This is a genomic window from Pseudomonas sp. S60, from assembly GCF_016647865.1.
GTDB lineage: Bacteria > Pseudomonadota > Gammaproteobacteria > Pseudomonadales > Pseudomonadaceae > Aquipseudomonas > Aquipseudomonas parafulva.
Genome location: NZ_JACVVH010000044.1, coordinates 21,221 through 42,476, shown reverse-complemented (window position 1 = coordinate 42,476; position 21,256 = coordinate 21,221). Strand labels below are relative to the sequence as shown.

General features: G+C 61.3%; 17 protein-coding genes, 1 tRNA gene and 1 pseudogene. 11 read left to right on the top strand and 8 right to left on the bottom strand.

The window, feature by feature from the left end:
• Window positions 1-196 precede the first annotated feature (196 nt).
• Together aceA and IAE33_RS19625 are read right to left on the bottom strand one after the other, a co-directional pair.
• Complete coding sequence (gene aceA, locus IAE33_RS19630) at window positions 197-1,522, bottom strand: isocitrate lyase (protein ID WP_028632280.1); 1,326 nt, start codon at window positions 1,520-1,522, stop codon at window positions 197-199.
• Between the two features lie 485 nt (window positions 1,523-2,007).
• Window positions 2,008-2,742 (bottom strand): secretin N-terminal domain-containing protein, encoded by a 735-nt coding sequence (locus IAE33_RS19625; protein ID WP_201164724.1) that lies wholly within the window; start codon window positions 2,740-2,742, stop codon window positions 2,008-2,010.
• A 141-nt stretch (window positions 2,743-2,883) separates the two neighbouring features.
• Here IAE33_RS19625 and IAE33_RS19620 point away from each other — a divergent pair, with 141 nt between their 5' ends.
• Entirely contained in the window at window positions 2,884-4,047 is a 1,164-nt protein-coding gene (locus IAE33_RS19620; RefSeq protein WP_201164723.1) for a hypothetical protein, read from the top strand.
• Window positions 4,048-4,160: 113 nt separating this feature from the next.
• On the top strand, window positions 4,161-5,603 hold the full coding sequence (locus tag IAE33_RS19615) for a SulP family inorganic anion transporter (protein ID WP_201164722.1): 1,443 nt from the start codon (window positions 4,161-4,163) through the stop codon (window positions 5,601-5,603).
• A gap of 36 nt (window positions 5,604-5,639) precedes the next feature.
• On the opposite strand, the gene fusA is transcribed toward IAE33_RS19615, so the two are convergent.
• Both fusA and IAE33_RS19605 read right to left on the bottom strand, forming a co-directional pair.
• Window positions 5,640-7,751 (bottom strand): elongation factor G, encoded by a 2,112-nt coding sequence (gene fusA, locus IAE33_RS19610; protein ID WP_201164721.1) that lies wholly within the window; start codon window positions 7,749-7,751, stop codon window positions 5,640-5,642.
• Between the two features lie 73 nt (window positions 7,752-7,824).
• A complete protein-coding gene (locus IAE33_RS19605) occupies window positions 7,825-8,250 on the bottom strand; it encodes a hypothetical protein (protein WP_060481461.1) in 426 nt (141 codons plus the stop codon).
• A gap of 183 nt (window positions 8,251-8,433) precedes the next feature.
• Here IAE33_RS19605 and IAE33_RS19600 point away from each other — a divergent pair, with 183 nt between their 5' ends.
• Window positions 8,434-8,736, top strand: a complete 303-nt coding sequence (locus IAE33_RS19600) for a hypothetical protein (protein WP_201164720.1) — start codon at window positions 8,434-8,436, stop codon at window positions 8,734-8,736.
• Between the two features lie 3 nt (window positions 8,737-8,739).
• On the opposite strand, the gene IAE33_RS19595 is transcribed toward IAE33_RS19600, so the two are convergent.
• On the bottom strand, window positions 8,740-9,990 hold the full coding sequence (locus IAE33_RS19595) for a 2-aminoadipate transaminase (RefSeq protein ID WP_201164719.1): 1,251 nt from the start codon (window positions 9,988-9,990) through the stop codon (window positions 8,740-8,742).
• Window positions 9,991-10,290: 300 nt separating this feature from the next.
• Between IAE33_RS19595 and IAE33_RS19590 the strand changes: the two genes are divergently transcribed.
• Both IAE33_RS19590 and IAE33_RS19585 read left to right on the top strand, forming a co-directional pair.
• Entirely contained in the window at window positions 10,291-11,673 is a 1,383-nt protein-coding gene (locus IAE33_RS19590; protein WP_060481459.1) for an amino acid permease, read from the top strand.
• A 57-nt stretch (window positions 11,674-11,730) separates the two neighbouring features.
• A complete protein-coding gene (locus IAE33_RS19585; protein WP_201164718.1) occupies window positions 11,731-12,228 on the top strand; it encodes a PaaI family thioesterase in 498 nt (165 codons plus the stop codon).
• Window positions 12,229-12,234: 6 nt separating this feature from the next.
• Here IAE33_RS19585 and IAE33_RS19580 read toward each other — a convergent pair whose 3' ends face one another.
• A complete protein-coding gene (locus IAE33_RS19580; RefSeq protein ID WP_201164717.1) occupies window positions 12,235-13,845 on the bottom strand; it encodes an inorganic phosphate transporter in 1,611 nt (536 codons plus the stop codon).
• 212 nt (window positions 13,846-14,057) lie between these two features.
• Here IAE33_RS19580 and IAE33_RS19575 point away from each other — a divergent pair, with 212 nt between their 5' ends.
• The 6 genes from IAE33_RS19575 (at window position 14,058) to IAE33_RS19550 (ending at window position 18,252) form a co-directional block, all read left to right on the top strand.
• Window positions 14,058-14,492, top strand: a complete 435-nt coding sequence (locus IAE33_RS19575) for a GNAT family N-acetyltransferase (protein ID WP_201164716.1) — start codon at window positions 14,058-14,060, stop codon at window positions 14,490-14,492.
• Window positions 14,493-14,597: 105 nt separating this feature from the next.
• A complete protein-coding gene (locus IAE33_RS19570) occupies window positions 14,598-14,987 on the top strand; it encodes a helix-turn-helix domain-containing protein (RefSeq protein ID WP_201164715.1) in 390 nt (129 codons plus the stop codon).
• A gap of 63 nt (window positions 14,988-15,050) precedes the next feature.
• A complete protein-coding gene (gene gacA, locus IAE33_RS19565; protein ID WP_028632293.1) occupies window positions 15,051-15,689 on the top strand; it encodes a response regulator transcription factor GacA in 639 nt (212 codons plus the stop codon).
• Window positions 15,690-15,694: 5 nt separating this feature from the next.
• A complete protein-coding gene (gene uvrC / locus IAE33_RS19560; RefSeq protein ID WP_201164714.1) occupies window positions 15,695-17,518 on the top strand; it encodes an excinuclease ABC subunit UvrC in 1,824 nt (607 codons plus the stop codon).
• Window positions 17,519-17,551: 33 nt separating this feature from the next.
• Complete coding sequence (gene pgsA / locus IAE33_RS19555; RefSeq protein ID WP_028632295.1) at window positions 17,552-18,112, top strand: CDP-diacylglycerol--glycerol-3-phosphate 3-phosphatidyltransferase; 561 nt, start codon at window positions 17,552-17,554, stop codon at window positions 18,110-18,112.
• A gap of 64 nt (window positions 18,113-18,176) precedes the next feature.
• A tRNA-Gly gene (locus IAE33_RS19550) sits at window positions 18,177-18,252 on the top strand.
• Window positions 18,253-18,954: 702 nt separating this feature from the next.
• Here IAE33_RS19550 and IAE33_RS19545 read toward each other — a convergent pair.
• Together IAE33_RS19545 and IAE33_RS19540 are read right to left on the bottom strand one after the other, a co-directional pair.
• A pseudogene (locus IAE33_RS19545) lies at window positions 18,955-19,767 on the bottom strand (IS110 family transposase); the annotation flags it as partial.
• 325 nt (window positions 19,768-20,092) lie between these two features.
• Entirely contained in the window at window positions 20,093-21,121 is a 1,029-nt protein-coding gene (locus IAE33_RS19540; RefSeq protein WP_201164713.1) for a Shedu immune nuclease family protein, read from the bottom strand.
• Between the last annotated feature and the right edge of the window lie 135 nt (window positions 21,122-21,256).

Genomic DNA, 21,256 nt, shown 5'->3' with positions numbered 1-21,256 from the left:
CCCCAGGAATAATTGGCCCGAAACAAACGTAGGAGCGAGCGCAGCTCGCGATGCGCCGCGCGGGCGGCGCGCGATCTGCGCGCCGCCGCACAACTCAAACCGGCCACATCTGCGCAAACAACGGCTATTCGACGCCATGCAAAAAAGGCCCGAGGCTTTCGCAAGCCCCGGGCCTTCATTCAACCGCAACCCACTATCAGTGGAACTGCTCTTCCTCGGTAGAGCCGGTCAGTGCCGTCACCGACGACGCCCCACCCTGGATCACGGTGGTCATGTCATCGAAGTAGCCGGTGCCCACTTCCTGCTGGTGCGCCACGAAGGTGTAGCCCTTGCTGGCGTCAGCGAACTCCTGCTCCTGCAGCTTCACGTAGGCGGTCATGTCGTTACGGGCGTAGTCATGCGCCAGGTTGAACATGCCGTGCCACATGTTGTGGATACCCGCCAGGGTGATGAACTGGTGCTTGTAGCCCATGGCCGACAGCTCGCGCTGGAACTTGGCGATGGTCGCGTCGTCCAGGTTTTTCTTCCAGTTGAAGGAAGGCGAGCAGTTGTACGACAGGATCTGGTCCGGGTACTCCTTCTTGATCGCTTCGGCGAAGCGGCGGGCTTCGTCCAGGTCTGGCTTGGCGGTTTCGCACCAGATCAGGTCGGCATACGGCGCGTAGGCCAGGCCGCGGGCGATGGCCTGGTCAAGGCCGGCGCGCACTTTGTAGAAGCCTTCACGGGTACGCTCGCCAATGACGAATGGCTGGTCGTACGGGTCGCAGTCGCTGGTCAGCAGGTCGGCAGCGTTGGCGTCGGTGCGGGCCAGGATGATGGTGGGCACACCCGCCACGTCGGCAGCCAGGCGCGCAGCCACCAGCTTCTGAACAGCTTCCTGGGTAGGCACCAGTACCTTGCCACCCATGTGGCCGCATTTTTTCACCGAGGCCAGCTGGTCTTCGAAGTGCACACCGGCAGCGCCTGCCTCGATCATGTTCTTCATCAGCTCGTAGGCGTTCAGTACGCCGCCAAAGCCGGCTTCGGCGTCGGCCACGATCGGCGCGAAGTAGTCGATGTAGCCATCGTCACCCGGGTTCTTGCCGGCCTTCCACTGGATCTGGTCGGCGCGGCGGAACGAGTTGTTGATGCGCTTGACCACGGTGGGGACCGAGTCAACCGGGTACAGCGACTGGTCGGGGTACATCGACTCGGCCGAGTTGTTGTCGGCAGCAACCTGCCAGCCCGACAGGTAGATGGCCTGGATGCCGGCTTTTACCTGCTGCACGGCCTGGCCGCCGGTGAGGGCGCCCATGCAGTTGACGAAGTCTTTTTCTGGGCGGAAGGACGGGTGGGCACCTTGGGTGACCAGCTTCCACAGTTTTTCGGCACCCTGGCGCGCCAGGGTGTGCTCCGGCTGCAGGGAGCCACGCAGGCGAACGACATCGGCGGCGGTGTAGGTACGGGTCACGCCTTTCCAGCGCGGGTTCTCGGCCCAGTCTTTTTCGAGGGCTGCAATTTGCTGTTCGCGTGTCAGTGCCATGGAAATAAACCTCGTCGCATCGATCTTGGGGTAATTGTGCTGATGCTCGGGGCCGGTCAGGGGCCGGGCGGTTGTCCTATACGCAGGAATGCGACGACGAAGGTGAAGGCGCGAAGGGGAAGGGCAGGCCAGACAAGCATGTGCTTCGGCAGGTCGGCTCGTGGTTGCCTTGCTGCCCAGCGCTGCGGTTGCCAGTACTGCGGTGATGCGCTTCCGTCCCTCGGGACAACTTCTTCGTTGCAGTCGCAATCCTGTCGAACCGCCTTGTGGGCCGTGTGGACGCGAGGTTACCCCTGGGGTGAGCGGAGTCCACCTCGAAGGCCCCGTTCAGGGCCCCTGATTAGCGGGAGCGAGGCCATCATGCCCTTGGTAAAAAGAGCCTGTCAAACGTTTTGTAGTGCTTTTTTTGGTCTACTACATCTTTGGTCTAATACGACTCGTCAGTCAGTTTCAAGGCCGTTGGTCGAGCTCTTGAATGGCCTGGATCACTCCAAAAGCTCCACTTTTACCCGCAGGGTCATGTTGTCCCCCCGCTGCGTGCCGTAAGTGCGGCTTGAATCGCTACGCCCTGCGATGCTTTGCGAGTTGGACCCTGCCAGGGGCAACCACTCGCCGAGCTTGCCGGTGATGGTCGTGTCGGTGCTCTGTACTTTCACTACATCAGCACGTTCGCTGCTCATTCGGTCATTGTTGGTGCTTATTTGCAGCCTGACGGTGTCGCCGCTCAGGCTGGGTGTTACATAAAAGCCTTGGGTTACATTGCGGTACTGGGTATCACTGCGCAGCCGCCCGTAGTCATCGGTGCCCACTTGGGTAATAGGTATGCTCTGGCCCAGTTGAATCAGTGCCGGTTGCCCTTCGCTGGCCTGGATTTGTTGCACGCCCCCTTCGCGGTTCTGCGTGCTGTGGCGGATGACCTGGCCGTTGCCGCGGTTATCCTGGTAGTTGCTGTCGTCGTTGTCGACGCTGATGAGCAGGCGTTTTGGGGCGGTGTCCAGCTGCTGCAACAAGGTGCGCAAATCATCGATGCGCTGCGTACTGGCGTTCACTACCAGCTTGTTCTCGAAGGCGGTCACCGTTCCATCCCCGCCGATGAACGCCTTGGCGGTAGGTAGCAGTTCGGCGCTGCTGCGGTGTTGCAGTGGCAGTACTTCGGTGGCGGCGTGGGCAGTAAAACTGGCAATGAGCAGCAGGCCGAAGGCAAGAGGGCGTAGCGGCATGGCGTTGTTCCCCGCATGGTGGAATAGGCATGTTGGCAAATCTAAAGCACTGTGGCTGAGCCTGGGTGATCTAGGCTCCATTATCTATATTTATCCGTTAAGCTATAAAATATAGTTGGCTAGATAATCAAGGATAAACCTATGAGCCCGTCCCGCCCCATCTTCCGCCGTACCGCGCTGGCAGAGACCCTGGTGCGCGACCTTGCCGGTGAATCGCTGGTGGATTACAGCTCGGGTATGTTCCTGGCCGCGCCCAGGCGCACCGGCAAGAGCACCTTCCTCAACAACGACCTTGTGCCGGCGTGCGTGCAGCGCGGCTGGTTGCCGGTGTACGTCGACTTGTGGTCGGACCGCGATACGGACCCGGCCGAACTCATCAGCGGGGCCATCGGCACGGCACTGGCCGTCTTCGAGGGTACGCTGGCCAAAACGGCGAAGAAGGCCGGCATCGACAAGATCAACCTGCTGCGTACCTTGAGCTGGGACTTTACCCGGCCGCAACTGCCTGCCGGCACGACCCTGGCACAGGCACTGGCCGTGCTGCACCAGGTAGCTGGCCAAATGGTCATCCTGATCATCGACGAAGCCCAGCATGCACTCAACAGCGCAGGCGGGCTGAATGCCATGTTTGCCCTGAAGGCTGCACGCGACCAGCTTAACCGGGGTGACCGGCCAGACGGCTTGCGCCTGGTATTCACAGGTTCCAGCCGCGACAAACTGGCCAACCTGGTACTCAAGAGCAAACAGCCGTTCTACGGCGCCAGCATTACCCCGTTCCCCTTGCTGGGGCGTGATTTTGTCGAGTTCATCACCCAGGTGTGGAACAGCCGGCTGGCAGACAGCAACCAGTTCAAGGTCGATGACCTGGAGGATGCCTTTGAGCGGGTAGGGCGGCGGCCAGAAATGCTCGGCAAGCTGCTGGCTGAGGTAAGTGTGGGGCTCGGCGCGGCGGGGAACCTGGGGGCGCTGTTGCGCACGGGTGCGCTGAACCACCAAGCCGGCGTGTGGAGCGACTACGAAAGTGCCTGGAACGACCTGTCGCCGCTGCAGCAGGCGGTATTGGCGGTGATGGCTGGTCGGGCGCTGGGCGGCCAGCCTTTCACGCCGTTCAGCGAGCAGACCCTGGCCGACGTCAACCGCACCCTTGAGCGCCAGCAGGCGGAACCCAATGCCAGCACGCCGAACGTACAAAAAGCCCTGGACGCGTTGCGCGAAAAGGAACTGGTATGGAAGGCCAACCGTGGCGAGTACGCGCTGGAAGATGCCTCCATGGCCGAGTGGTTGGTGAAAGGCAGTTTGGCGTAGGTGTCACCCCGGGCTGGCGGCTGATGATGAACGGTGGCCGCTGTCAGACAAATTCCGTAACATCGCGCCCCTGCTTTTTCACTGCCCTTCGCGGGCCGCAACACAGGATGCTCATGAAACCTGCCAACCTACGTGCCGACCTGCTGGCCGGCCTGACGACTTCGTTTGCGCTGGTGCCTGAGTGCATCGCCTTTGCCCTGGTGGCCCACCTCAACCCGCTGATGGGCCTGTACGGCGCGTTCATCATCTGCACCCTGACTGCGCTGTTCGGTGGCCGGCCGGGGATGATTTCTGGTGCTGCCGGCTCAATGGCCGTGGTGATCGTGGCGCTGGTAGTGCAGCACGGCGCCCAATACCTGCTGGCAACGGTATTGCTGGGGGGTGTGGTGATGATGCTGTTCGGTTTGTTGCGCCTGGGCAAACTGGTGCGCCTGGTGCCTTACCCGGTGATGCTGGGCTTCGTCAACGGCCTGGCCATCGTTATCGCCATGGCCCAGCTGGAGCACTTCAAGCAAGGCGAGCAATGGTTGACGGGCACGCCGTTGTACCTGATGGCCGGGCTGGTGGGCCTGACCATGCTGGTGGTCTATGGGCTGCCCAAACTGACCCGCACGGTGCCCCCGGCGCTGGTGGCGATTCTCGGCGTGGGCCTGTTGGTATACCTGCTCGATCTGCCCACCCGCACCCTGGGTGACATGGCGCACATTGCCGGTGGCCTGCCGCCGCTGGCGCTGCCCGATGTGCCCTGGAACCTGGAAACCCTGCGCATCATTGCCCCTTATGCGGTGCTGATGGCCATGGTCGGCCTGCTGGAAACCCTGCTTACCCTGAACCTTACCGATGAAATCACCGAGAGCCGCGGCTACCCCGACCGCGAGTGCGTGGCGTTGGGTGCGGCGAACATGGTGTCTGGCCTGTGCGGCGGCATGGGCGGCTGCGCGATGATCGGGCAAACCGTGATCAACCTCAGTTCCGGTGGCCGTGGCCGTTTGTCGGGGGTGGTCGCCGGGGTGATGATTCTGCTGTTCGTGTTGTTCCTGTCGCCATTGATCGAGCGTATTCCGCTGGCCGCGCTGGTGGGCGTGATGTTCGTGGTGGCCCAGCAGACGTTTGCCTGGGCATCGCTGCGGGTGTTGCACAAAGTGCCGGCCAGCGACGTGCTGGCAATCATTGCGGTGACCATCGTCACGGTGCTGACCGACCTGGCCATGGCTGTGCTGTTCGGCATCATTGTCGCGGCGCTGAACTTTGCCTGGCAGCATGCCCGGGAGTTGTATGCCGATAGCCATGATGACGGGGAGGGTGGCAAGCGTTACCAGGTGCATGGCACGCTGTTCTTTGCCTCCACCACGTCGTTTCTCAACCAGTTCGACACGCCCAACGACCCTGCCCAGGTCACGCTGGACTGCCAGCACCTGAGCTTTGTCGATTACTCGGCCATCGCCGCCCTGAAAACCCTGCGTGAACGCTATGCAAAGGCCGGCAAGCATTTGCGGGTGGTGCACCTGTCTGAGCGGTGCAAGAAGCTGTTGAAGCGGGCAGGGGAGCAGCATTAACGGTTCAGGGCCGGCTGTTTACAGCTAAAACCGCACCTACCCGCCGCGGTTCTTCTTGACGAAGGTGTCGGCGATGCTGGCCGGTGCCTCGGCATAGCGGGTGAACTCCATGGAGAAGCTCGCCCGGCCCTGGCTCATCGAGCGCATCGACGTGGCGTAGCCGAACATCTCGCCCAGCGGCACTTCCGCGCGGATGACCTTGCCGGCCGGCGTTTCATCGCCATCCTGGATAATGCCCCGGCGCCTGCTGAGGTCACCCAGGATGTCCCCCTGGTACTCCTCTGGGGTGACCACCTCTACCTTCATCACCGGCTCCAGCAATACCGCGCCGCCGTGTTGTGCCAGTTGCTTGGTGGCCATGGAGGCGGCGATCTTGTAGGCCATCTCGTTGGAGTCCACGTCGTGATAGGAGCCGTCATACACCGCAGCCTTCAGGTTGATGAGCGGGTAGCCGGCCAGCACGCCGTTCTTCATCTGTTCTTCGATGCCCTTCTGAATGGCCGGGATGTATTCCCTTGGCACCACGCCGCCCACAATCTCGTTGATGAACGTTAGCCCCTCGGTGCCTTCGTCACCCGGCGCAAAGCGAATCCAGCAATGGCCATACTGGCCACGGCCACCCGACTGGCGAACGAAGCGGCCTTCAATCTCGCAGGTGTTGCGAATTTTTTCGCGGTACGCCACCTGCGGCTTGCCGATGTTGGCCTCCACGTTGAACTCGCGGCGCATGCGGTCGACGATGATGTCCAGGTGCAGCTCGCCCATGCCGGAGATGATGGTCTGGCCGGTTTCCTCATCGGTGCGTACGCGAAACGACGGGTCCTCCTGGGCCAGCTTGCCCAGGGCGATGCCCATTTTTTCCTGGTCGGCCTTGGTCTTGGGTTCCACCGCCACGGAAATCACCGGGTCGGGGAAATCCATGCGTTCCAGCACGATGGGCTTGTCCAGGTCGCACAGGGTATCGCCGGTGGTCACGTCCTTCATGCCGATCAGCGCGGCAATGTCACCGGCGCACACGTCCTTGATTTCTGCACGCTGGTTGGCGTGCATCTGCACCATGCGGCCAATGCGCTCCTTTTTGCCCTTGACCGAGTTGAGCACGGCATTGCCAGAGCTGAGCACGCCGGAATAGACCCGGGCAAAGGTCAGCGTGCCGACGAAGGGATCGGTGGCAATCTTGAACGCCAGGGCCGAGAACGGCTCGTTGTCGTCGGCGTGGCGCTCCAGGTGTTGGGTGTCGTCGTCCGGGTGGGTGCCACGGATAGCCGGGATCTCGGAGGGGGCAGGGAGGTAGTCGATCACCGCGTCGAGCATCAGCGGCACCCCCTTGTTCTTGAACGATGAGCCCAGCACGGTGGGCACGATTTCGTTGTTCAGGGTGCGCTTGCGCAGGCCGGCCTTGATTTCGTCGGTCGTCAGCGGCTCGCCTTCAAGAAACTTCAGGGTGAGTGCGTCGTCGGCTTCGGCAGCAGCCTCCACCAGCTGCGCACGCCACTCATCAGCCAGCGCCTGCAGCTCAGCGGGGATCTGCTCTTCGCGGTAGCTGGTGCCCTGGTCGGCGTCGTTCCAGTAGATGGCTTTCATCTTCACCAGGTCGATCTGGCCCATAAAGTGTTCTTCGCTGCCAATGGCCAGCTGAATGGGCACCGGGTGATGGCCCAGGCGCTGGTCGATCTGCTTGACCACCCGCAGAAAGTCGGCGCCCTGGCGGTCCATCTTGTTGATGTAGGCCAGGCGCGGCACATGGTACTTGTTGGCCTGCCGCCACACCGTTTCGGACTGCGGCTCTACCCCGTCGGCGCCGCTGAACACCACCACCGCGCCGTCGAGCACGCGCAGCGAACGCTCCACCTCGATGGTGAAGTCGACGTGGCCGGGGGTGTCGATGATATTGAAGCGGTACTTGTGGGCGAACTGCTTGGCCGAGCCCTGCCAGAAAGCCGTGGTAGCGGCTGAAGTGATGGTGATGCCGCGCTCTTGTTCTTGGGCCATCCAGTCCATGGTCGCGGCGCCGTCATGCACCTCGCCCATCTTGTGGTTGACCCCGGTGTAGAACAGGATTCGCTCGGTGGTGGTGGTTTTGCCGGCATCCACGTGGGCAACGATGCCAATGTTGCGGTACAGCTCGATGGGGGTTGTGCGGGCCATGACAGACTACCTGCGCAGAGGCGGATCCCCCCACGTTAGCAGACGCGGAGGATCCTGCCGTACCACCTGGCTGTCAGTCGGCCGGGGCCTGCAACTGCCACTGGCCGTCCACTTCGCGGGCCAGGCCACTGGCCGGCAACAGGGCCAGCAGGCGTGGGTGCAGGCTGGCCTCGGTGAAGGTTTTGACGGTGGTCAGGTCCAGCGGGCCGAACAGGCCCAGGTCAGCCTTGGTGTACGACAGCCAGGCCTTTTTCAGTACCTGGGCCACGTCGCTGGCGCAGGTGCTGGCGAAGCGCCGGTGCCATTGGCGGTTGTCGAAGGTAAAGTTGTGCGCAAGGCTGTAGCTGGCCTGGTCCTGGCCTTCGGTGCAACGGTGGCAGCGGCACGGCCCTTCGCCGAAAGCATTGCGCAGGTAGCTGTTGAAATCCACCACGGGCTTGAGGGACAGGCGTTTGTCCACATCGAACAGGTCGGCGATCAGGGGTTCTTCGGCGCTCACTCGGTATCCTCGTGTGGTGTGGCGTGCATCGGCGGGCACCCTAACAGATCGGGGCAGGCAGATCATCTTTTGCAGGGCTGGCTGCAAGGTAGCTGGCTCCGTGATCAGGTCATTAGAGACAACCCCAACCACCTGCCGTACTCTACGCCCCTACAACCCTACCCACCCCCTGAGGTAACCCGTTTGAGCAGCAAGTACCCGTACACCGCCACCGTCACCATCAGCGCCGAAGACCGTGGCGGCGACGCCGAAGCGTCAGAAAATGCGGCCATGCGCGTGGGCCTGGAGGCAGTGACCGAAACCTTGAAGAAGGTGCATTTCGTAGGCACCCTCGCTGCCCCGGAGAAACCAGCCACGCACATCTGCGTCACCCTGGAGAACGGCCTGACCTACTACGGCCCGATCGTGAACGGCCACGCCGAACTCGAAGGTGGCTGGATCGCGTTCGAGTCCGACATGCTCACCCCTGAAGAGCTGGGCCTCTAAGCCTCAGTTCAACGCCGCCAGGCACTGCTCGAGGATATCCAGGCCTTCTTCGAGCACCTCGGCCTCGATGGTCAGCGGTGCCAGCAGGCGGATGATGTGCCGGGCCTTGCCGCTGGGCATCAGCAGCAGCCCCTTGGCCCGCGCCGTTTCCAGCACCTTGGCCAGTTGGGCGGGCGCGGGCTTGCCCTCGGCGTCCACCAGCTCGATGCCACGCATGGCCCCCACGCCGGTCAGGCGGCCAAGCGCCGGGCACAACCCGCTTGCCTTCCATTGCTCGTACCGCTGCGCAATGGCCTGGGCCTGCTGCTCACCCCAGGTCGCGATGTTGGTGTCGGTCATTTGCGCCAGGCTGGCCAGCGCTGCCGCACAGGCGATCGGGTTGCCCGAGTAGGTGCCGCCCAGGCCCCCCTTGGGCAGCGCGGCCAGCAGCGCCTGGCGGCCAACCAGCGCCCCCAGCGGCATGCCGCCTGCAATGCTCTTGGCCAGCAGCACGAGGTCGGGCTCGATGCCCAGCCGGGTAAAGCCGAAGCGCTGGCCGGTGCGGCCAAACCCGGACTGGATCTCGTCAACGATCAGCAGAATGCCGTGGCTATCACAGAAGCGGCGCAGCGCCTGGGCAAACCCAGGGTCCATGGCCAGGAACCCGCCTTCCCCCTGTACCGGTTCGAAAATGAATGCGGCCACGTCTTCTACGGCCAGCTCCACACTGAACAAGCGCTCCATGGCCGCCAGCGCCTGGTCACAGCTAACGCCGGTGTCGGCGCTGGGGTAGGGCAGGTGGTACACCGGGCCCGGTAATTCACCGACCCGCTGCTTGTAGGGCGCCACCTTGCCATTGAGGTTCAGGGTGGCCAGGGTGCGGCCGTGGAACCCGCCGTCGAACGCAATGACCGCGCGCTTGCCGGTGGCCGCGCGGGCTACCTTCAAGGCGTTTTCCGCCGCTTCGGCACCACTGTTGGTCAGCATGCCTGCCACGGGGTAGCTGACCGGCACGAACTGGCTCAAGCGCTCCATCAACGCCAGGTAGGGGCCGTGCGGGGCGGCGTTGAATGCGTAGTGGGTCAGCTGGGCGGCCTGTGCCTGGATGGCCTGCACCACCGCTGGGTTGCAGTGGCCCAGGTTGAGCACGCCGATGCCGCCAACGAAGTCGATGTAGCGCTTGCCGTCGGTGCCCCACACTTCGGCGTTACGGCCATGGGAAAGGGTGATGGGGTGAACGATGGCGATGGACTGGCTGATACTTTCCTGGAGCATGGGTACGGGCACCTGTGGTCGGTCAGGTGCTTATCCAAGCCTTTTGGCCAGCAGCCGCGCAAACGAATTATTCGATTGGGGTCATTCCGTGTATTCCTGCAAAATTAAGCTGAAGGGCAAACTGAGCGCCAGGCTTCTTCGATGCAGTGAGGTTCTGTTAGCCGGTGATGAGGGCATGGGTACCCATATCATTCCCTGGTGGAATCACATACTTCTAAAAGGTCGTTTGTTGCCCCCCGTCGCAGGTTGAATACTGGCCCGGATCCATCAAAAGCATGGCCGATCCAGTAGAGGGTTCTCATGGCTTCCCCAAACAATAAGAAACAGCGTTCACTGCAACATGGCCTTACGTCCCGCCAAGTGTCGATGATCTCGATCGCCGGCATCATCGGCGCCGGCCTGTTCATCGGCTCGTCCAACGCGATTGCCACGGCAGGCCCCGCGATTCTCATCTCCTACGCCATGACCGGCCTGCTGGTGCTGCTGGTGATGCGCATGCTTGGGGAAATGGCCATTGCCAACCCCACCAGTGGCTCGTTCTCCACCTACGCCAGCGAAGCCATCGGGCCGTGGGCCGGCTTTACCATCGGTTGGCTGTACTGGTGGTTCTGGGTGCTGATCATTCCGGTGGAGGCCATCGCCGGCGCCGATATCTTGCATGCCTACTTCCCGCAGGTGCCGTCCTGGTTGTTCGCCTTCGTGATCATGCTGGTGCTATCGGGCACCAACCTGGTCAGCGTCAAGAACTTCGGGGCCTTCGAGTACTGGTTCGCGCTGGTGAAGGTAGTGGCGATCATCGCCTTCATCGTGGTGTGCACCCTGGCCGTCACCGGCTTCTGGCCGCTGGCGCAGGTGTCCGGGGTCAGCCGCCTGTGGGACCAGGGCGGCTTCATGCCCAACGGTTTCGGCACCGTGCTGGGCGGTGTGCTGATTACCATCTTCTCGTTCTTCGGTGCCGAAATCGTCACCATTGCGGCAGACGAAACGGCCAACCCTAAGGATAAGATCCGCCGTGCCACCAACCTGGTGGTGTACCGCATCGCCATCTTCTACCTGGCATCGATCTTCCTGGTGGTGTCGCTGGTGGCCTGGAACGACCCCGGCCTGAAGGCGGTGGGTTCGTTCCAGCGGGCACTGGAGGTGTTGAATGTGCCCGGTGCCAAGCTGCTGGTGGATGTAGTGGTGTTGGTGGCCGTGACCAGTTGCATGAACTCCGGCCTGTATACCGCCTCGCGCATGCTCTATTCGCTGGGTGCCCGTGGCCAGGCGCTCAGCGTTACCCGGCGCATCGCCGGCTCCGGCGTGCCGACCGTGGCGGTGGTGTTCTCTACCCTGGCCGGCTTCGCCGGGTGCCTGGTCAACTATGTGTTCCCGGGCAAGGTGTTCGGCTTCCTGCTGTCCACCACCGGTGCCATCGCTTTGCTGGTGTACCTGGTAATCGCCGTGTCGCAGTTGCGCATGCGGGCCCGCGCCGAACGGGAAGGCCGGCCGCTGGAGCTGAAGATGTGGCTGTTCCCCTGGCTGACCTGGCTGGTGATCGGCACCATCGTCATGGTGCTGGGGTACATGCTGTTCAGCGACGCCTACCGCTACGAGACGCTGATGACGGCAGCGGTGACGGCGTTCATTCTGCTGGTGTCGCTGACCCAGCGGCGCGGCGCGCAGCTTGCCCAAACGGCTTGAGGCTTCTGCTTTAATGGGGGCGCTGCGCGCCCCCATTCCAACAAGCACAGGAAGCGTATGAACCACACCCTCACTTGCCTGCAGGCCCTGGCTGCACCAGAAGGTATCTGCTACGGCTGCGGTTGCGCCCACCCCAGCGGCCTGCACGTGCAAAGCCACTGGGATACAGACGGTATTCACCTGGTCTGCCGCCACACCCCCGACAGCACATTTACCGGTTGGCCCGGCCTGGTTTACGGCGGCCTGCTGGCAATGCTGGTGGACTGCCACTCCAACTGGACGGCCATGGCCTACCACTACCGCTGCGAAGGGCGCGAGCCTGGCAGCCTGCCCCGCATCGACTGCGTGACCGGCAGCCTCGGCCTGAACTACCTGAAGCCTACGCCCATGGGCGTCGAGTTGTTGCTCAAGGCCCGGGTAGAGGGGGAGGTGGGGCGCAAGAGCCGGGTGGTCTGCGAAGTGTGGGCCGGCGATATGCTAACCGTCACCGCCGATTCTGTTTTCGTACGGGTAGACACCGACAAGCTCAGGCTCAAGGCCCACGGGCACAGCTGAAGGCGTTCAGAACACCTGGCTCAACACCCAGTACAGGCAGCCGGCAAGCAGCATGGCGGCGGGCAGGGTCAATACCCAGGCCATCAGCAGGTTCAGCAGTGTGCGTTTCTGCAGCCCTGAGCCGCTGGCCACCATGGTGCCGGCCACGCCCGAACTCAGCACGTGGGTGGTGGATACCGGCAGGCCGAACATGTCTGCCGCGCCGATGGTGCACATGGCCACTACCTCTGCCGAGGCGCCCTGGGCGTAGCTGAGGTGCTGCTTGCCGATCTTCTCGCCCACGGTAACCACAATGCGTCGCCAGCCCACCAGGGTGCCCAGCCCCAGGGCGATGGCCACCGCCACCTTGACCCACAGCGGAATGTAGCGGGTAACGTCGTCCAGTGCCGCCTTGAACTGTTTCAGCTGCTGGGCAGTGGTGGCATCCAGCGCTACCAGCCGGTTCTTGTCGATCAGGCGGATGCTTTCGCTGGCCAGGTACATGTCATTGCGTATGTTGGCCATGGCCTCGGCGGGTACCCGCTTCAGCGAGCCGTAGCCTGCGACCTGCTCGCCAATCATGCCGCTGAGCGCGGCCAGCGCCGGCAGCAGTTGCGGGCTGGCCTGCGGCTGAACCAGAAACGCCGTGAGCACCTGGCGCGGGTCGCCCTGGATGGGCGCGGCACTGCCAAGCGCCTGCCGGGTACCCTGCGCTATGGCAGCAAAGCCTTGTGCCTGGTCATCCGGCATGGTCTTGTTGAGGGCATAGGCCATGGGCAAGGTACCCACCAGTATCAGCATGATCAGGCCCATGCCTTTTTGCCCATCGTTGGAGCCATGGGCGAATGACACACCGGTGCAGGTAAGGATGAGCACGCCGCGAATCCACCAGGGCGGTGGCGTGTTGCCCTCAGGCGCCTGGTACAGGGCCTTGCGCTTCACCAGCGCCCGCAGCGCCACCAGCAGCAGTGCGGCACAGGCAAAGCCAATCAGCGGCGAGAACAGCAGGGCATAGCCCACCTTGCTGGCTTGCGCCCAGTCCACGCCACTGGTGCCTGCCCGCCCGTGCATCAGGGCATTGGCCACCCCCACACCGATGATCGAGCCGATCAACGTATGGGACGAGGAGGCCGGCAGCCCAAGCCACCAGGTGCCCAGGTTCCAGATAATGGCCGCCAGCAGCAGCGCGAAAACCATGGCGAAACCGGTGGTGGAGCCAACCTGCAGAATAAGCTCTACCGGCAGCAGGGCGACGATGCCGAATGCGACCGCGCCGCTTGATAGCAGCACCCCGAGGAAGTTGCACAACCCTGACCACACCACCGCAACGGGTGCCGGCAGGGCATGGGTGTAGATCACCGTGGCCACCGCGTTGGCGGTGTCATGGAAGCCATTGACGAATTCGAACCCCAGGGCGATCAGCAACGCCAGCCCAAGCAGCACAAAAGGGGTGAAGGTAGTGACCACGGTGCCGCTGGCGGTTACATCCTGCTTCAGGCTCCAGGCGGTGTAGGCAATGCAGGCAAGCAGTATGCCGAAAAACAGCAGTACAGCCGCGCGCCCAGGCCGATGTTGCAGTTGCGGGCGCGAATCACGCTGGGCCAGTTGCGGGTGCATGGCCAGTGACGGGGTTGCCATGGGGGCTCCAGTTGGCATTGGGCGAAGGTGCCGAATGGCCCCCAGCATAAAAACATACGCTGATGTCACCGTGACCTCGGTCAATGAAATACCCAGGCCAGAGGTGGCAGGTGGTGCTAGGTTGAATCTGAGGATGCCTGCACAATGATGCCCGCACGAACGGTTCGGCTACCGGGCCTTTCACCCTGCAGGTTTTCATAAAGGGCAAGTGAATGGCGCTGCAATTGACCCCCGCCAGTGATCACGACTTGGATTTCGCCCGTAACCTCACCCGGCAAGCCATGCTGCCCTATTACCGGGAGTACGACCTGCTGTGGGTAGAGCAGGCGTTCGACCAGGCCTGGGGCTGGCGCGAGCAGTGGCTGGTCACCCAGGGCGATACGGTGTTGGGTTTTTGCAGCCTGAGCCAGGACCGCCAGGCGCTGTTCATCCGCGAGCTGCACCTGTTGCCAGCGCACCGGGGCCGCGGCGTGGGTGCCTGGGTGCTGGAAACCTTGGCCCAGTGGAGCCGCCAGCGGCAATTGGGCTTTCTGCGGCTGATGGTGTTCCGCCGCAACCCTGCCAGGGGCCTGTACCAGCGCCACGGTTTCGTTGAAATGGGCGAGGACGAATGCTTCGTGCGCATGCAGCGCGTGATCGACCAATAACGCCAGGGTGGCTTGTGGTAGATGGGTTGCATCGGCATAGTGGCCCCATGGACCCATGTGGGGGTTGGCCCCCATGCACATGCCAAGGGATAAGGAGATGCCCGGATGAATGGAATCGGCCCGCGCCTGCGGGAAGAACGTGAGAGGCTGGGCATGACCCAGCGGGTATTCGGTGACATCGGCGGGGTTGAGCCCAACGCCCAGGGCAAGTACGAAAGCGGCGAACGCACGCCGCGTGCGGACTACCTGGCAGCAGTGGCAGCCAGCGGGGTGGATGCGCTTTATGTGCTCAGTGGCCAGCGTACACCGGCCCCACTGGAGGGCCTTAGCACGGGCGAAACTGGCCTGCTGAGTGCCTTCCGCCAGTTGCCGAGCGACGACCAGGCGGCGATCTGGCATCTGTTGGGGCGTTTGGCCGACGACAGGCAAGTGCAGCAGGGCACCAGGCGATCAGGCACCACCCGTCAGCCGTTTCTGACGGAAGCAATGCGCTAGGCCCGCTGTGAAATTTTTTGTTAAGGTGGCGGGATCCAATCGCCCTGCTGAAGAGGTGTGTGCTTGATTAGGGTTTTGGTGGTCGATGACCACGATCTGGTACGAACCGGTATTACGCGCATGCTGGCCGATATCGACGGCCTGCAGGTGGTGGGTGAGGGTGATTCAGGCGAATCGGCGCTCAAGCTTGCCCGCGAGCTGAAGCCCGACGTGGTGCTGATGGACGTGAAAATGCCCGGCATCGGCGGCCTCGAAGCTACCCGCAAATTGCTGCGCAGCCACCCGGACATCAAGGTAATTGCCGTTACCGTCTGCGAAGAAGACCCGTTCCCCACACGCCTGCTGCAAGCCGGCGCAGCAGGGTACCTGACCAAGGGCGCCGGCCTTGACGAAATGGTCCAGGCCATTCGCCTGGCCTTCGCCGGCCAGCGCTACATCAGCCCCCAGATTGCCCAGCAGTTGGCGTTGAAATCGTTCCAGCCCCAGGGCTCGCCGTTCGATACGCTGTCTGAGCGCGAAATCCAGATCGCGTTGATGATTGTCGGCTGCCAGAAAGTGCAGATCATCTCCGACAAGTTGTGCCTCTCGCCCAAGACCGTCAATACTTACCGGTATCGGATCTTTGAAAAACTCTCGGTCACCAGCGACGTCGAACTGACCTTGCTGGCCGTTCGCCACGGTATGGTCGACGCAAGCCTGTAAACCTCATGTCCCAAGTTTTTGATGCCAGCGCATTCCTGTCGACCTGCAGCGGTCGCCCGGGCGTTTACCGGATGTTCGATGCCGACGCCCGGCTGCTGTACGTTGGCAAGGCCAAGAACCTTAAAAAGCGCCTGGCCAGCTATTTTCGCAAAACCGGCCTGGCGCCCAAAACGTCTGCGCTGGTAGGCCGTATCGCCCAGGTCGAAACCACCATCACCGCCAACGAAACCGAGGCGTTGCTGCTGGAGCAGAACCTGATCAAGCAATGGCGGCCGCCGTACAACATTCTGCTGCGCGACGATAAGTCCTACCCCTACGTGTTCCTGTCCGATGGCGAATTCCCACGCCTGGGCATCCACCGTGGCGCCAAAAAGGCCAAGGGCCGCTACTTCGGTCCGTACCCCAGTGCCGGCGCCATCCGCGAGAGCCTCAGTCTGCTGCAAAAGGCATTTTCGGTGCGCCAGTGCGAAGACAGCTACTACGCCAACCGCACCCGGCCCTGCCTGCAGTACCAGATAAAACGCTGCAAGGGCCCCTGCACCAACCTGGTCACCCCCGAGGAATACGCCGAAGACGTGCGCCACTCGGTGATGTTCCTGGAAGGGCGCAGCCAGCAATTGGGCAACGAGCTGAACGCCGAAATGGAAAAGGCCGCCATGGCCCTCAACTTCGAAAAGGCCGCCGAGCTGCGCGACCAGATCGGCCTGCTGCGCCGCGTACAGGACCAGCAGTACATCGAGGGCGGCACGGGCGACGTCGACGTCATCGCCGCCTTCGTCAACCCGGGCGGCGCCTGCGTGCACATGATCAGCGTGCGCGGCGGGCGGGTGCTGGGCAGCAAGAACTTCTTCCCCCAGGTGGGCATCGAGGAGGACGTGGCCGAGGTGATGGCGGCGTTCCTGTCCCAGTACTACGTGGGCAACCCCGAGCGCGAGCTGCCGGGCGAGCTGATCGTCAACGTGGTGCACGAAGACTTCGTCACCATCACCGAGGCGCTGCAGGCCCTGCGCGGCCGCGAGCTCACCATCAGCCACCGGGTGCGCGGTACCCGCGCCCGCTGGCAGCAGCTGGCGGTGACCAATGCCGAACAGGCGCTGAACGCTCGCCTGGCCAACCGCCAGCACATGGCAGCCCGTTTCGACGCCTTGGCCGAAGTGCTGGGCCTGGACGAAGTGCCCCAGCGCCTGGAGTGCTACGACATCAGCCACTCCAGCGGCGAAGCCACCGTGGCCAGTTGCGTGGTGTTCGGCCCTGAAGGCCCGGTGAAGTCCGACTACCGCCGCTTCAACATCGAAGGCGTCACCGCAGGCGACGACTACGCCGCTATGCACCAGGCGCTGACCCGCCGCTATGGCCGCATCCGCGACGGCGAGGGCAAGCTGCCAGACGTGCTGCTGGTGGACGGCGGCAAAGGCCAGCTGAACATGGCCCGCGACGTGATGCAGGAGCTGGGCTTCAGCGAGCTGACCCTGCTGGGCGTTGCCAAGGGCGTTACCCGCAAGGCCGGCTTCGAAACCCTGTACTTGAACGACGTGCACCACGAATTCACCCTCAAAGGTGATTCCCCCGCGTTGCACCTCATTCAGCAGATCCGTGACGAAGCCCACCGCTTTGCCATTACCGGCCACCGCGCCCGGCGCGGCAAGGCACGGCGGGTTTCCAGCCTGGAAGATGTGGCCGGTGTCGGCCCGAAGCGCCGGCGTGACCTGCTGAAACATTTCGGCGGCCTGCAAGAGCTCAACCGCGCCAGTGTCGACGAGATTGCCAAGGCACCGGGTATCAGTAAAAAGCTTGCCGAGTCGATTTATGCCAGCCTGCATAGCGAGTAGAATGCCGGGTTCAACCCGCGGCCAGTCGTACCGATGAATATTCCAAACCTGCTCACCGTTCTACGCGTTCTGCTCATCCCGATTTTCATCCTGCTGTTCTACATGCCGTACCACTGGAGTTACATGGCGGCCAGCAGCGTGTTCGCCGTAGCCGCCGCCACCGACTGGCTGGATGGCTACCTGGCGCGTCGGTTGCAGCAGAGCACCCCGTTCGGTGCCTTCCTGGACCCGGTGGCAGACAAGCTGATGGTGGCCGTGGCCCTGGTGCTGCTGGTGCAAACCCACGCCAACTTCTGGCTCACCCTGCCAGCGGCCGTTATCATTGGCCGCGAAATCGTGGTGTCGGCGCTGCGTGAATGGATGGCCGAACTGGGCGCCCGGGCACACGTGGCCGTGTCCAACCTGGGCAAGTGGAAAACTGCCGCACAAATGCTGGCGTTGGTGATTCTGCTGGGTAACCCACCGGCCGTTACCTTCTGGGTAATTCTGGGTTACGGGTTGTTGCTGGTGGCGGCGGGGCTCACCCTGTGGTCGATGGTGCATTACCTGCTGGCCGCCTGGCCGCACTTGCGTGAAGGCTCCGAGCAGAAATAAAAGTTTTTTTGAATCAAGGGGTTGACGCCGTTTTGGATATCGCTAAAATGGCACCCATCACGACGCGGGAATAGCTCAGTTGGTAGAGCACGACCTTGCCAAGGTCGGGGTCGCGAGTTCGAGTCTCGTTTCCCGCTCCACATATAGATCTGCAGGCTTTTGGGTTTGTGGGTTGAAGAAAAAAGACGCTTAGGCGTCTTTTTTTGTTTCTGGCTGGTGGTGGTCAGAAATAGTCAGGCGTTGTGGTCTTGCCTGATCGACGCAGCAGTAGATCGCGCTAACGGGGCCTGCGGTTTCTCTTCCCCGTTCCTTCCTGTGGTCAACGGTCGATTGGCCCATGATATACATGATCCGCCTAGGCGCTTAGAGCGCCCGATGCTGCTCGCACGGGCACGCACAGCACTTCGAATTATTGTCGGATTGCCAAAGGGCTGCTTTGCAAAGCATGGGGTAGTTGTGGCCGACGCAACTCGTTGCCCGGTTCAAATTACGCGTGAGTATATCCAGATCGCCCGGCAGGCAGGCGTTCCCAGCCTATCTCTGTTATTCGGCAACACTGACCAAATGGGAGGCAGCCAAAGGACGGTAGTTTTACGGAACGGGCTTGGATGAGCAGCCGTGTCACGTCGCACAGTGGTGAGTAGCTGTGCGCACGTGGATTGTCCGTTTTCGACCATAACGGATGTTGCGCCTCACAGCGGACTTTGTGGGAGCAACTGTCTTCCACAACAACCTACAAGTTAGCGCAATCACTGTGGGAGCGGGCTTGCCCGCGAATACGGGCGAAGCTCGTGCCATCCTCTGCATAGCCTGCTTCGCGGGCCCGCCCGTGCTGACGCCGATCACGCTGCTTTTCCGATCTGCGTCGCATCTGCTGGCTGAGGCAAGATCAAATCTCGCCAGGGTGTACCCGTCTTGAGCATCGCATTCAGACGTACGATGAAAGTTCTCATACACGCCAGAGCAACTTTGGCCACTTTGCCTCGACCACGCAGCGCCTCATAACGGTCCTTAAGGGCCGGGTTGTATCTCACAGCCACAAGCAGAGCCATGTACAGCGCCGGCCTGACTTCAAACCGGCCTCCTGAGATAGAGCGCTTGCCCACGGACTTTCCGCTGTCGTAGTTAAAGGGCGCCACACCGACCAGGGAGGCTATTTCCTTGGACTCAACGCGACCCAGTTCCGGCAGAAGCGCTACCAGCTTGCTTGCTGTCACCACCCCAATACCCTTCACTTGGGTCAGCTGAGCGACTCGCTCATCATTAAGCTTTTCGGCCTGCTGCCTGATCGCTTGCTCAACCAACTTAATCTGCGACCGGAAGTACTGGAGATTGGCTTTAAGGAAATCGGCCACGACCAGTGACTGGGCTTGTTTCAGGCGCCGCCGGTCATCGTCTCGCTGCTGGACCAGCCGATCACGCTGTTGCAGCAGCTCTCGCAGAAGCGCTCTATCAGGGCTGATTTTCAAGGCAGGCTGGTCTGGAATGACCTCGGCGTAATGGGCCAATACTTCGGCGTCGATAGCGTCGGTCTTGGCCTTGACGCCCATCGAGTCAGCGAAGTTCCGGGCTCGTAAGGGATTTACGCGGATGACCTTGTAGCCCGCGTCTTGCAAAAAACGCATGACATCACGCTCATAGCCACCTTTGGCTTGGCCCACGCTTGTGATTCGAGATCAGAGCCGCATCCAACTGTTCGGGCTCTCGCCAAAGTGGAACGGTGAATGGCAGCTTGTGCTCCCACTCGTGCTCATGGCACCTGCGGCATTCAGCTTGCCATTCACCGCTCTCACTCCAAATTCTAATTCAACCTCAAGACACAAGCGGGTAGAGGAGCCAGGATGGGCAGTCGAGGCGACCTCGAAACTGATGCAGCCCCTCATTATGTCATCGTGCGCATCGCTCGACTGAATACACGCAAATCGGTCCCTTATTCCGCCCGCCAGCACAATCTCACTGATAACAAAAACCATCTTACAATTACAACTGATGAAATGTTGCAAATTGCTGGTAAAGCTCATCAAAAGTCACAACACTCACGTGCGACGCAACTGCCTGGCGCTGAACCTCAAATGCTTTTAACTTTTCTGAGTCAGACCCAAGACTACTCAAATCCCCAACAATCAAGAAGCAACGAGGTGAAAAAACCTCAAAAGGCACGGGTGAGTCACACCTCTTCTGGAAGTAATATTTAATTAGCTCACTGCGCTGTATAAGAACCTGAGAAATGGCACCGGATACGTCCTTGGAGAGCGGGTAGGTTCCACGATACTTAGAGCCCAGCAGCTTGGTAGCTGGCGCCTTGATCTCAACCAAACTAATATTGTTAATTTTATTTAGAAAAGCAAAGTCAGACCTAAGATCTCCAGCACCAGATGTATTTGTACCCCCAACATGAAATTCGCTTTGCAACAGTACTGCATGCCCTCCAAGAAGGCGTTCTAGCACGCCTTTTCGCTCCTCAAATTCTTTCTGCCAAAAGCGCTCATCTCCCTTCATTAGATCTCGATTTTTTGACCAAACTTCTAGTGCCAGCGCAATATCAGACGAATAAATTCCGCGCTCAATTAGGGGCAGCACATCGTTGGCTACCACGACATTGTTAAAGTCCTCTACCACCTCCACAATTTGACCAGCAAGGTCAAAAGCTGACGAATCAGGCTCATTGCTCTTAATATACTCTATCAATTGAGCCAGACTTCTTCTTGAGATCGCAACGCAGTTCATAAAATTTCTAAAATAAATATCGGAATCAAATCTTTCAGAAACTTCATGCTTACTTGCTTTTTCCCCAATTAGTTCGCATACCCTCTGATCAACGCTATCATCAAGCGAATAAAGCATTTCCTCAGCAGTTTCAAGAGGCTCCGAAGCAAAGCCCGGATGACACAGCTTTAGGCTCAATGCTAACGCTATCTTAGAGGCATCCTGGGGTCTAGCCTTTCTTAAGTCTTCCGATAGTTGCATAGCGTCCAAAAATGCATCAATGTCAAATTTCTTTTGTTTCATCCGATCAACCCTTTTATGCTTTTTGTGCCTCACCACTCGCTAAAAGAAAAAGCCAGAGTGCCCCACAAGCTATAGGGGCGGCCCGCCGCCGCTCCCCAGCGCTTCCGGCAAATCTTCCTGCATGCCCGGCTTCGC